Raw genomic sequence first — 12,032 nt, 5'->3', positions numbered from 1 at the left:
GTGTAGCTAGCTAAATTTCGTGCAAGGCGGTGTCGATCAGAACGACGACTGGATCTTGATCCCGCCGATCAGCGCGTCATCGACCTTGTCCACGCCGCCCGGATGGCGGATGTATTGCAGGTTCGGGCGCACGGTCAGCCAGTTCGTCACGTGCACGCCGTAATAGAGTTCGGCGCTGTATTCGGTGTCCTGCGGCGGCAGGTAGGACGGATCGTCGTAGTCGTAGACGGCGCGGGCCTGGTTGGTCGCTTCGGCGTTCTTGCGATAGGCCGGATTGACGTGAACGCGAGCCAGAGCGAAACCGATGTCGTCCCTGGCGCGGGCGTCGAACAGGCCTTTGTAGACCACGCCGGCCTGGACGTAGTTGTCGACGGCGTTGGTCTTCTTGTCGTGCATCGTGCCGTTGGCGAACACGCTCAAGCCGCGAGAGTTGTCGCTGGCGACGCTGGTGATCTGCTGCTGCACGCCGAGCCACACACCGTGTTTGCTTGAAGCGCTGCGATAGGCTTCGCCGCTCAGGGCCGCCGGCTGGCCGTTGCTGTCTTTATAGGCGTCGGTGGCCTTGGCGTTGCTGTAGTAGTAACCGGCGCGGTATTCGCCCGGCAGGCCGTTCAGTTTCGGCTTCCACACCAGTTCGATCGGCAGGATCGCGCCCTGGGTGCCGCTGCCGCTGAGTTTGAAGCCGTTACCGCGATCGAGGTTCGACGGGTTCTGCTCATAGGCGCCGACTTGCGCGTACAGCTCCGGCGTCAGGTGATATTTGACGCGCATTGCCCATTGGCTGACCGGCCAGTTGTACCAGATGCCGCCGACCCAGTTGCCGACCTGCGAGCCGCAGAACGCCAAGTTCTGGAAGTCGCACGGGAAGCTGTTGAAGTCTTCGCCTTCGCCGAAGCGGCCGACCTTGATGTCGAGTTTCTGATCGAAGAATTTCTGCTGGTACCACATCTGCGTCAGGCGGGTGGTCTGGCCACGGCCCCAGACTTCCTGGGCCGAGGTGAAGCCACCGACGCGCGGGTCGTTGATGCGGTCGTTGCTGATGTTGTTGCCGCTGCGTTTGGTCACGGTCAGCTGGAATTCGGCGTCATCCCAGCCCAGCAGTTTTTGCAGGTCCAGATGAGTGCCGAGGCCCCATTGGTCGCTGTAGCGCGCGGTGCGGTCGTGGTCGTAGCCGCCGTGCAGGTTGCTGCCCATTTCACCGGTGTAGTCGAGCTTGAAGTCGATGCCTTTTGCCGAGAGTTCGCTGCGGGTGCCGTTCCAGTCACCGAGCATCCACGGTGATTCACTGTCGAAGGCCGAGGCGGCCTGGGTGCAGGTGGCGAGGCCAAGGGCGGTGCAGCCGCCGATCAGGCGCAGGGTTGAGATAGCGCTGTCTCTGGAGAGCGGAAAATCGGGCATTGAATAGGTCTTTCTTGATCTTTTTGGGGGATAAGCTGGCCGCTACGATTTGACGCAGGCAGTGAAGCGATTCAGCAGAAGGGCGGCAGGATAATGTCCTGTTACAAAAACACAAAGTGCTTTTGCAGACATGAACCCTTTCGGATTCGGTAACAGTGCGGCAATCGATCACATTGCCCGGGATGATGGAGCCTGCGATCTTGTGCGGTTCACCTACATTTGAAGGAAGGCCTTCCACCGGCTCTGCCCCTCGGCTAAGGTGCGCGGCTTCTGCATTTTCACTTCGCCCAAAGGCCCGGCATGAACGACCACAATCCCGATCCGCTGCACGGCGTGACCCTCGAACAAATCCTCAATGCACTGGTAACCCACTACGAATGGTCGGGCCTGGCCGAGCGCATCGACATCCGCTGCTTCAAGAGCGATCCGACCATCAAGTCGAGCCTGACCTTTTTGCGCAAGACGCCATGGGCGCGGGAAAAGGTTGAGCGTCTGTACGTGAAGCTGATGCGCACCAAGCGACCGCTCTGAGATGAACGCCCTATGGCGGCGACGCCTGATCACTTCGGCCGCGGTGCTGGGCTGGGCCGGCCTGGGGATTCAGCTGTACCTGATTTTCTTCGCACGGCTGAGTGTCGGCGCCAGCCTGCTGGGCGGGCTGGTGAGTTTCTTCAGCTACTTCACCGTGATCACCAACACCCTGGTGGCGGTGGTGCTGACCTGCGCGGTGACCCATCGCGAATCCGCTGCGCGCCAGTGGTTTGTGCAACCCCGGGTCAGCAGCGGGATTGCCGTCAGCATTGCGGTGGTGGGCCTGGCCTACAGCATTCTGCTGAGACATCTGTGGCATCCGCAGGGCTGGCAGTTTATCGCTGACGAATTGCTGCACGACGTGATGCCGCTGCTGTTTCTGGCTTATTGGTGGTTGTGTGTGCCGAAGGGCACCCTGCGTCTGAAGCACCTGCCGCTGTGGCTGATCTATCCGCTGGTGTACTTCGCCTATGCGCTGTTGCGCGGGCATTTGCTGGGGGCTTACGCCTATCCGTTCATTGACGTGGCGCTGCTGGGTTATCCACAGGTGTTCGTCAATGCCGGGGGGATTCTGCTGGGTTTTGTGCTGATGGCGTTGCTGGTGATCGGGCTTGATCGCTGGCAAGGGCGGCGCCTTTAACAGCGCCGCCGCGCGTATTCACTCTTCTTCCGAGCCTTCGGCACGCCAGTAGCCGACGGCTTTGACGAACTGCTCATCCAGCCCGTGCTCATCGAGCAGTACCCGGCGGATCTGCCGCGAGACTTTTGTTTCCGTCGCCACCCATGCATACAGATTGCCCTTGGGCACCTGCAATTGTTTGATGGTGGCCAGCAGATTGTCTTTGCCGCCCTCACGCAACACCCAGATCACATTGACCTGCGCCGCGCTTTCCAGGGTTTGCTGCTCCTTGCCGTTCTCCACTTCGATCACCACCAGCGCCTTGCGATTGGCCGCCAGGCCTTCGAGGCGGCGGGCGATGGCGGGCAGGGCGGTTTCGTCGCCGATCAGCAGGTAGCTGTCGAAGATGTCCGGCACGATCATCGAGCCACGCGGGCCGCCAATGTGCAGGAACTGCCCCGGTTTGGCCTGTTCGGCCCAGGTCGAGGCAGGGCCGTCGCCGTGCAGGACGAAATCGATGTCCAGCTCTAGCTTGTCGAGGTCGTAACGACGCGGGGTGTAGTCGCGCATCGGTGGCATCGGCACGTCGCTCTTGCCGGCGCCGAGCACCAGGGTTTCCAGCGCGGCGGCCTGTTCGGCGTTCTGCGGGAACAACAGTTTGACGTGATCGTCGGTGCCCAGGCTGATGAACCCGGCCAGTTCCGGCCCGCCGAGGGTGATGCGGCGCATGCGCGGGGTCAGGTCGACCACCCGCAGAACCTCGAGCCGGCGGCGTTTGATTTCATGCATCACACGGTGGATGCCTTGGGTCTGGACTTCAGTCATTCGGCTTTCTCCGGGGCAGATTGAACGGCAGGGCCGTCGACGATGGCTTTGGCGGTGTCGTTGAGCAGGTCGCGCACCCGCAGGATTTCTTCCGGGCTCCAGCGCCCGTGGTGCATCTGCAAGGCATGACGCAGGTTGTGTACCGCTTCATGGATTTCCGGCGGCCGGTCGTGACCGCGTAGCGAGCGCTTGCTGACGTCGATGCGCATGCGCACGCCGTCCAGCGCCACCGCTTGTTCGCTGAGGGATTGCCGGCCGGCATCGGTCACGGCGTAGCGCTTTTTGCCGCCCTCGGCGTCGCCGGTGATCATTTCGCTCTCTTCAAGGAATGTCAGGGTCGGGTAGATCACGCCGGGGCTGGGGCTGTAGGCGCCGTCGAACATGGTTTCGATCTGGCGGATCAGGTCGTAGCCGTGGCACGGCTGTTCGGCGATCAGTGCCAGTAGCAGCAATTTCAGATCACCGGGAGCGAAAACCCGCGGGCCGCGACCGCCGCGCTCGCGGCCGTGGCGTTTTTCGAAGCCGTCACGGCTGTTGCCGTGGTCGCGGTGGGGGGAATGATGGTCTCTCATTTCAGTCGTCTCTCGTCGTATTTAGATACAACTTAAGATATATCTTTCAGGCCGGGCAAGGCCTTTTTCTTCGAAAGGGAATGGCCGCTGACGAGCGGTCGAAGCGCGTGAGCAGGGTTTCAAATGATTTTTTTGCCAAAAAGACCAGTCACGCATAAATAACCATGAAGTTAAAGCTATGACTCTATTAATCGTTGAGCTTATATTCTAAAACTTGAGGAAAGTACTACTGGGGCGTGCTGAAAGTGCTGTAATGTTTTTGACTTGAAACTGTAGGTAGGGAATTGCTTACAGTCACTTTATTGAATTTGTGATTTTGAATGTTTTTTCTTTCGAGTTGTAAGGGTGTTGAACTACAAGTGCGTAGGAAGTTGCCTGCTTACATTTAATCTACAAGCGTTGATCATGCCGCGGAGTTGAACTTCAGTGTCTCGGGCCTTATCGGCCGTTGTGAGCTGAACTTCAATGTTTCGATTCCTTAAAAAGAAAACAGGTACTGATCGATGTTCAAGAAAATCGCAATCACCGCTTCTCTCGCTGCCCTCGCCCTCAGCTCTTCCGTGACCTTTGCTGCCGGTGAAGCGCGCCACTCCATCAGCCTCATCGCCCATGTGCCGACCAATGGTTTCTACGTGGTGCCAACTGATACGGATCTGGTCAACAAAGACCAGGACATGAGCTATCAGCCAAGCACCGGCAAAATGCGTGAGATCAATGGTTTCTTCGATGTGCGCAACAACAACGGTTCGGTTCACGCCAGCCTGGAAAGTGTTCCGCAATTGATCTATGGAAGCGAAACCATTCCGCTGGAAGTTTCGTTCAACAACAAAGTACTGACCCTGACTCCACAAATGGTCGTGGGTGAGTCCGAGTCCGACGTGAACTATCGCGCACCGATCAAAATCCGCGCCACAGGCAGCTCTTTCCCCTCGGGTGATTACACCGGTACTGTCGCGCTGACCTTCGACGCTGTACCGCCGATCGCTGCGCTCTGATCGGGCAGCTGCGCTGACCGCTCGGTAGCGTTTCCCGGCGGGACACCCATTCCCCAATGTCCCGCCGGACTTCAACTTGTTCGAAATCAGAGTAAGAGTTCATGTTCCCGATGACACCCATCGCGGTCGCGCTTGCACTGTTGTTTTGTGCCGGTGCGACGGCGGCACCTGTTTCCGCGGGTTCGACACCCCGCAGTCTGCTGGCGCAAGCCAAAGGTTTGCCAGCGGATTTCGAGGAGCATTTCTTTGACGTGCCCTTGGCCGTGCGGGTCGAGCTTGACCAGCAGCCTTTGGGAGAAGCTCTGGTCGTGCTGTCACGCGATGACCGCATCACCTTGCTCGAATTCACCGATACCAGCGAAAACCGCTACGGCCCGGCTGAACGGGAAAAGTGGGCGGCCTATCTCAAGCCCGGCGTGCCATTGGGCGATTGCTCCGGTGCGTGCCCGAATGATGTGCTGGCCGTGCATTACAACCTCGAAAGTTCCCTGGTCTCGATCCTCACCCGCAATGCCGAGCGCGATCTCGAGGCCAAGCGTTTTCACGATCAACCCCTCGAAGGCAGCAGCGGCCTGATGGTGCGCAATCAGCTCAACCTCAATGGTGGCCAGGATCAGGACCTGGGTGGGCGCTATGGTCTGGAGGCCAGTGGCAGCCTGGGTAACTGGAGCCAGACCTTCAACATGCAATTGGCGCGCATGGGCGGTCCCGACGACAAGCTGTACCACGCCGTGCACGAGCTTTACACCCAACGCGAGCTGCAAGGCAGCTTCTTTCGTCTGGGTTATTTCACCCCCAATTCCGAAGGCCTGACCCGTCAGCCGCGTACATTCGGCACCAGCCCCGACACGGCGGTCGGTGTGATGTACGGCAGCTCCGACAGTCTGGCCATCAACAACGCGATGCCCAGTGTTTATCCGATTTATGTCACCGCCAACCGTCAGGGCTCGGTGGAGATTTACCGCGACGGCCTGTTGATCAACACGCAGTCGGTGCCGGCCGGATTGCAGACCCTCGATACCCGACCGCTTCCGGGCGGCATCTATGAAGTGGAAGTGCGGCTGATCGAAGACGGTCAGATCACCTCCACCACCCAGGAGCTGGTCTACAAGCCGAACAACTGGCGCAACCTCGACGAGCGCTGGCGCTACAACCTGTTCGCCGGCGAAGAGAGCAAGCTGCTCAGCAACTGGGATCAACAGGCCAGCGGCAGTCCCACGGCCGGCGCTTCGATCAATTACCTGGCGCACCCGCGGGTGATTCTCGGGCTGTCGGCACGCCAGATCCGGGAAACACTGCAGTACGGCACGTCCATCGACTGGACGCTGGCCAACCATCTCAGCCTGTATGCCAACGTCTACCAGACCCGGGACTACGGCACCGGACTGGACCTGCAAAGCCTGTACAACTATGGCTCCGGGAGCCTGATCTTCAGCCACACCCGCAGTTGGCTGGACACCACCGATCTTTACGAAATCCTGCCCGATGGCACCCGTGTGCGCCAACGCAACGTGTTCGTCGGCCAGACCAGCAATTCTTCGCTGGCGATCAATCATCGCGTCGATCAGCGCAACTCCCTCAACGCCCGGGTTTCGCACAGTGAAGGCAACGTCGAAGGCTTCGGCGTGGATCTGGGCTGGAACCGCCGTGCCGTGCTGTTCGGCAACGATGCCAATTGGCGCCTGTCGCTGTTCGATCGTCCCGGCAGTTTCAGCAGCGGCAATGATCGCAGCCGGGGTGTCGATCTCAGCCTGAACCTCGCCATCGGCGCGCCGGGCCAGCAGTTGACCGGCAGCATCGGTTCACGCACCGACCGTGATGGCGGTCGCGACAACAACGCCTCTCTGGGCTGGCGCAAGGACTTCAAGGATCACGTGCTGCAGAACGTATCGGTTACTGCGCTGAGCGATACCTACGGCATGGGCCTGTCGAGCCTGGCCAACTTCCGCACCGACACGGTCAATGGCGACGGTTTCGTTCAGCGTTCGTCCTATAACAACAAGTTCACCGGCGGCCTGAACCTCGACAGCACGCTGGTGGTGGGCGGGCAGAAAATGCTGATGACCAGCGAATACGAGATGCGCGGCGCCGGCATGATCGTCGATGTGGAATCGGACATTGACGGGATTGTCCTGCGGGCCGACGACCTCAGCGGCGGCGGTGCTTCATTGAAGCCGGGGCGCAATTTCATTCCGCTGACGGCGTACCAGAACAGCTCCGTGAGCTTCGACTTCGAGGGCAACCATGTGCCCGCCGCGACCATCGCTCCGGCCCGGACCCGCTATCACCTGAACAAGGGCGGCGTGGATTACCGGCAGATCCGGGTGATGAAAACCCTCACTGTCCTCGGTCGTCTGGTGGATGCGCAGGGGCGTCCGCTCAGGGGCCATCACGTGATCAACCACGCCAGTCGCGGAGTGACCGAAGTCGACGGGTTCTTCTCGATGGAAATGAATGCTGGCTCCCCGACGCTGGAAGTGCGCCGGGATAACAACCTGCTGTGCCAGTTCCGTCTCAACGAGAGGGATCACCGCAGCGAAAACAATGTGTTGATGATCGGTGACCTGCGCTGCACGCCCGACACTCTCGCCGATCTCGCATCCATCGAACAGAAGGCGGGTTGATGCCATGAAAGCGACAAAGTACTGGCTGGGTTTACTAACGGCGTTGAGCCTGTCGTCCGAGGCAGCCACTCATGAAATAAAGGCGTTGTTCCAGCCAGACCCCTCGCAGCCAAACAAGAATGTTTTTGTCAACAAGACGCCCAACAGTGGCTATTGCGCGAGTTATCCGGGTCAGTGCTCGGCGCACAATATGTTCAGTATTCAAACGCCGGTGCGGTTCACGTCCACGTGGCCCTTCGCCCCTGGCGACAGTCTGGGAGTGAGGGTTCCGGCCAATTGGCGGCGGTTGACCGTCACCAATCGGGATACGCAGGAAACCGAAACCGTTGAAGTGCGAATCATCGGCATCGGGTCCACCTATGTCCTGAGCCATCCGGCGGCCGAACTGACAGGCGCGGCGACCCCCCTGGAGGGACATCAGCAACTCTGGACCAGTAGAAGTTGGGTCTATGTTCCGGCTCCGTGTCAATACAGCGGTGTAGGGTTATATACATCGGCAACCTACAGGTTTTTCTGGAAGGCACCGGAAGAGGCTGCCTGTACCAAGGTCGCCGCGTACACGATTCCGTCGATGTCATTCGTCAACCTCGATTTTGCCTATGAATTGAGAACGCCCAATCCGTTGGGTATGTCATCAGGGCTCTACACCGGGTCGTTGTCCTACACCATGGGCCCCGATGGTGATTTTCAGATGGGCACGACGATGGTGCCGGACGATAGCGATCTGACTCTGGATTTCGTGTTGGACGTACAGCACACGCTGAAAGTCGAGCTGCCTCCTGGCGGAAACAAAATTGCGCTGGAGCCGGCAGGCGGCTGGCAACAGTGGATCAACAGCGGCCGCAGGCCGACCGACATCTTCCGTAATCAGCCGTTTTTCCTGTCCGCTTCATCGCGTTTCAAGGTGATGTTGCAGTGCAGTTCTCTGGGAGGGTCCGACTGCAACATAGGCAATAACCAGGTGGGCTTTTCCAAGTTCCAGGTCCGGCTGACGATGCCACCCGGCATTGTCGGCCCCGGGAATACCGATGGCTGGTCCGGCACGCTGACTTACAACACCTGGCTTGGACCGTTCGAGCCCAGCCGTTATGTCGATCGCAAACAAGGCATGTTGCGCTTCTTCATCTCTCCCAGGTTTCTGGATTTTTTGAAGCCCGGCATGAACGGCACGCTGTGGGGCAACGCCACGATCATTTTCGATTCGGAAGTATGAGCATCTGCCAACGGGGCATTGTGATTTTCATGAGGTTGAAAGGATGAGACATCTGTTTTTGCTGTTGCTGTGCGCGGTGTTCTGGACCACGGCCCAGGCCGGACCGCAAATCAATGTGGGCACGGTGTACGACTACCTGGACGGCGACAAAAGCACCTACCTGAAACGGGTGTTCAACAGCGGCGACAGCACGGCATTCGTCAAGGTCAACGTGCTGGAGATCGTCTACGACGGCCAGGGCCAGCCCCAGGAGGTTCCGGTTGCGAGTGCCGCTGATGGCGCGTCGCGCAACGGCCTGATGGCCAGCCCGGCACGCCTGATCATTCCGGCCCAGGGCATGCAGGGCACGCGTCTGCTGTATATGGGGGAGCGCGACCGCGAGCGCTATTTCCGTGTGCGCTTCGTGCCGGTGGTGCCGGAGAAGGAGGACGATTTTGTGGTGTCCGGCGAAGAGCGCGAAGACTACAAGAAGACCCTTTCGGCGGGCGTCAACGTGATGACCGGTTTCGGCACGGTGTTTTTCGTACGGCCGAAAGACACTCACTACGACACGGTCCTCAACGACACCGGCAGTCGGTATGAAGTGCGCAACAACGGCAACACGGTGGTTGTGGTCGACGAGTTCAAGAGCTGTTCACTGGTAAAGGAAACCGACTGCGGCGCGACCGTCAAACACCACGTGATGGCCGGCCGCACGTTCGCTTTCGACAAGGAAAAGGGCCGCGAGTATCGCTTCAAACTCGTCGAAGGCGAGCGCAAGCAGGATCTCAAGGTCGTCAGCCGCTGACCCGCAGGAAATGACATGAACAAGTATTGTGTGGCCGCCGTACTGGCGGCAATCAGCACGTTGACCGCAACCACTGTCTCGGCGGCTCGGGAAACGCTGCATTTCGAAGTGACGCTGACCATCCCCAGCCGACCGTTTTACATCCTGCCGTCGGAACCGGACTGGATCCACCGACCGCAGATTCTGGCCTGGAACTACCCGGATTCGACCCTCGGTGGGTTCAGCAGGAACTTCGATGTGCGGCATGACACCAGCGCCATCGAGGCTCGGCTGGAAAGCGCGCCGTACCTGTCGACGGGCAGGCCCGGCGAGAATATCGATCTGCGGGTGCGCTTCAACAACGTGGAACTGAGTGCCGCTCCGGCGTACCGTCAGGTGCTGTCAAAGGAGGAGGCCGCGATAGGCAAGCGAGTGCCGCTGGAGATCGATCCGATCATGCCGGCCGGTGGTTACAAGGCGGGAGATTATTTCGGCAACGTACTGGTCGTGTTCAACGCGAGGGCCCCGGGAGAGTAACAAGCGGCAGTCGCTGATCGGTATCCGTTTGCGGATGGATAAAGGAAAGATCGCGATCATTGCCGGGCTGGGCAGCCGCCAGGGAGGCGGATTTTTATCGATGCAAAGGAAAGCGACATGATCAAGCAATTGGTGATCGCCGTGTGCGTGGGCGTTTCGACGCCGATGGCCGGTGAAGCCTTCGCAGCACAGGAAAAGCACGTTTTTGAAGTCTCGGTGGATATTCCAACCTTGGAATTTTATGTGATACCGAGCGAAACGGACTGGATACACCATCAACAGACGCTGCCCTGGGACATTGCCACTTCGACCCTCGGCGGCTTGCGCAAGAACTTCGATGTGCGCACTGACAGCAGTGCCATCGAAGCCCGCCTCGAAAGCTTCCCCTTTCTCTCCAGCGGCCTGGATTCACGGGATGACATCAGTCTGCGCATCAACTTCAACGGTACGGAGTTGAGTCATCAGCCGGTTCCGGTTCAGGTCGTGTCGCGCGAGGAAGCTGTCGCGGGCAAGAGGGTGCAGCTGGAGATCGAGCCGCGCAGGCCTGCCAACGGTTATACGCCGGGTGATTACTACGGCACCGTCAACATCATCTTCAATGTGGCAGCCCCGACGGGTTGATCGTTGAACCAACAAAAGACCGTTTGCTGAGCAAGGAGCTGGTAATGGTTTCAGGGTTGCGAACATTCAACAGATTTGGCAAGGCAAAGTGGCAGGCGGGTCTCTACGGCTGGTTGATCTGCTCATCGGCGCACGCGGTGACTCAGGAAATCAGGGCGGTCTATGTACCGGATCCCGCCAATCCGCAGACCAACAGCTTCATCAACCAGACGCCGCAGAGCGGTTACTGCGCCACCTATCCCAACGATTGCAAACCGTTATCGGGCGTCCGGCTGCCGTTGCGATTCGCTTCAGTGCAGGCGCTGGAGCCAGGCTTGTCCGAGCGCAACGGCGCGATGTTCAACATGCCGGCGCAGTGGCGCAGCCTGATGGTCACCAATGTCTTTACCGGCGAGACCGCGACAGTGGACATGCGCATCGGCGGGTTCGGTTCGCAGTATGTGCTCAGCGACACGGCGGCCAACCTGACGGGCGAGACCGATGATCAGCAGGCGCACTACAAGCTGTGGGGCACCAGTTGGGGTGTCGCGCCGCTGCCCTGCCGGCCCGGGGCGATGCCGTCTCACGGCCCGGATTTTTTCCAGTTCTTCTGGAAGACGCCGACCGAAGGTATCTGCGCCAAACGGGCCGCGTTCATGATTCCCTGGATGTCCTATGGCTATCTGGACGTGGGCTACGAATTGCACATGCCGGATCCGTTGACGATGTCTGCCGGCCTGTACACCGGTCAGTTGGCCTACGGTGTCGGGCCAGGCATGGACATCGACACCGGCGACAATCTGCTGCCGGATGCGTCGGCCGTGACTTTCCGGTTCGTGCTGGATGTCCAGCACGTTCTGAAAGTCGATATTCCTCCGGGCGGCAACAAGGTCGTGCTGGTGCCCGAAGGGGGCTGGCAGGCCTGGTTGCAACAGGGGCGAAAACCGGCACGGTTGTTTCGCGACCAGACGTTCAACATTTCGTCCTCCTCGCGCTTCAAGATGTTCCTTGAGTGCCAGCACGGCGGCGCGCAGTCTTGCGGGTTGCAGGACTCGGCGGGAGGCAGCACGCAGGCGCAGGTGTTCGTCAGCGTCAGCCTGCCCGACAGCATCACTGACAGTGCGGGCCAGCCGGTGCGGCATCGGCCGTTGTCGGCAAGTCCGAGTGTCCCGGGATTTCAGCCGGGCCGGTTTCTGGACCGGGCGCCGGGCACGCTGCATTTCGAAATACCCAAGGACTATGTCGAGCAGATGCTGCAGCCCGGTCAGGCCCGGCGTTACGCCGGCAATGTCACAGTGATCTGGGATTCGGAAGTCTGAGCCCAGCCCTGCAGGCAACCTGACCGGTTGCCT

The 12,032-nt window shown here is 59.7% G+C and carries 12 protein-coding genes; 9 read left to right on the top strand and 3 right to left on the bottom strand.

All coding sequences use genetic code 11. The annotated features are described in order from the left end of the window. Positions 1-36: 36 nt before the first annotated feature. Complete coding sequence (locus tag CAF79_RS19935) at positions 37-1,398, bottom strand: carbohydrate porin (RefSeq protein ID WP_085699777.1); 1,362 nt, start codon at positions 1,396-1,398, stop codon at positions 37-39. A gap of 300 nt (positions 1,399-1,698) precedes the next feature. On the opposite strand from CAF79_RS19935, the gene CAF79_RS19930 reads away from it, so the two are divergent. Next, positions 1,699-1,929, top strand: coding sequence for a VF530 family DNA-binding protein (locus tag CAF79_RS19930; RefSeq protein ID WP_007956650.1), 231 nt, complete (start codon positions 1,699-1,701; stop codon positions 1,927-1,929). Position 1,930: 1 nt separating this feature from the next. Then, entirely contained in the window at positions 1,931-2,569 is a 639-nt protein-coding gene (locus CAF79_RS19925) for a Pr6Pr family membrane protein (protein ID WP_085699775.1), read from the top strand. Between the two features lie 18 nt (positions 2,570-2,587). On the opposite strand, the gene CAF79_RS19920 is transcribed toward CAF79_RS19925, so the two are convergent. After that, on the bottom strand, positions 2,588-3,373 hold the full coding sequence (locus CAF79_RS19920) for a siderophore-interacting protein (protein ID WP_085699773.1): 786 nt from the start codon (positions 3,371-3,373) through the stop codon (positions 2,588-2,590). Next, the gene (locus tag CAF79_RS19915; RefSeq protein ID WP_085699771.1) at positions 3,370-3,945 is read right to left on the bottom strand and encodes a PadR family transcriptional regulator; all 576 of its coding nucleotides are present in this window, start codon (positions 3,943-3,945) and stop codon (positions 3,370-3,372) included. Before CAF79_RS19915 ends, CAF79_RS19920 begins: the two co-directional genes overlap by 4 nt. Positions 3,946-4,448: 503 nt before the next feature. Between CAF79_RS19915 and CAF79_RS19910 the strand changes: the two genes are divergently transcribed. The 7 genes from CAF79_RS19910 (at position 4,449) to CAF79_RS19880 (ending at position 11,999) form a co-directional block, all read left to right on the top strand. Next, entirely contained in the window at positions 4,449-4,940 is a 492-nt protein-coding gene (locus CAF79_RS19910) for a CS1 type fimbrial major subunit (protein ID WP_085699769.1), read from the top strand. 101 nt (positions 4,941-5,041) lie between these two features. Beyond that, on the top strand, positions 5,042-7,564 hold the full coding sequence (locus tag CAF79_RS19905; protein WP_085699767.1) for a TcfC E-set like domain-containing protein: 2,523 nt from the start codon (positions 5,042-5,044) through the stop codon (positions 7,562-7,564). A 4-nt stretch (positions 7,565-7,568) separates the two neighbouring features. Further along, positions 7,569-8,777 (top strand): hypothetical protein, encoded by a 1,209-nt coding sequence (locus CAF79_RS19900; RefSeq protein WP_085699765.1) that lies wholly within the window; start codon positions 7,569-7,571, stop codon positions 8,775-8,777. Between the two features lie 43 nt (positions 8,778-8,820). Beyond that, complete coding sequence (locus CAF79_RS19895) at positions 8,821-9,564, top strand: pilus assembly protein (protein WP_085699763.1); 744 nt, start codon at positions 8,821-8,823, stop codon at positions 9,562-9,564. A gap of 15 nt (positions 9,565-9,579) precedes the next feature. After that, positions 9,580-10,080: a fimbrial assembly protein gene (locus CAF79_RS19890; protein WP_085699761.1), complete on the top strand. Its 501-nt coding sequence runs from the start codon at positions 9,580-9,582 to the stop codon at positions 10,078-10,080. 117 nt (positions 10,081-10,197) lie between these two features. Continuing rightward, complete coding sequence (locus tag CAF79_RS19885; RefSeq protein ID WP_085699759.1) at positions 10,198-10,701, top strand: CS1 type fimbrial major subunit; 504 nt, start codon at positions 10,198-10,200, stop codon at positions 10,699-10,701. Positions 10,702-10,745: 44 nt separating this feature from the next. After that, entirely contained in the window at positions 10,746-11,999 is a 1,254-nt protein-coding gene (locus CAF79_RS19880) for a hypothetical protein (protein WP_085699757.1), read from the top strand. Positions 12,000-12,032: the final 33 nt, after the last annotated feature.

The sequence above is a fragment of the Pseudomonas sp. B26(2017) genome, from assembly GCF_002113045.1.
Classification (GTDB): Bacteria; Pseudomonadota; Gammaproteobacteria; order Pseudomonadales; family Pseudomonadaceae; genus Aquipseudomonas.
Note: the sequence above shows the minus strand (reverse complement) of the source record. Positions and strands in the feature narration are given on the sequence as shown.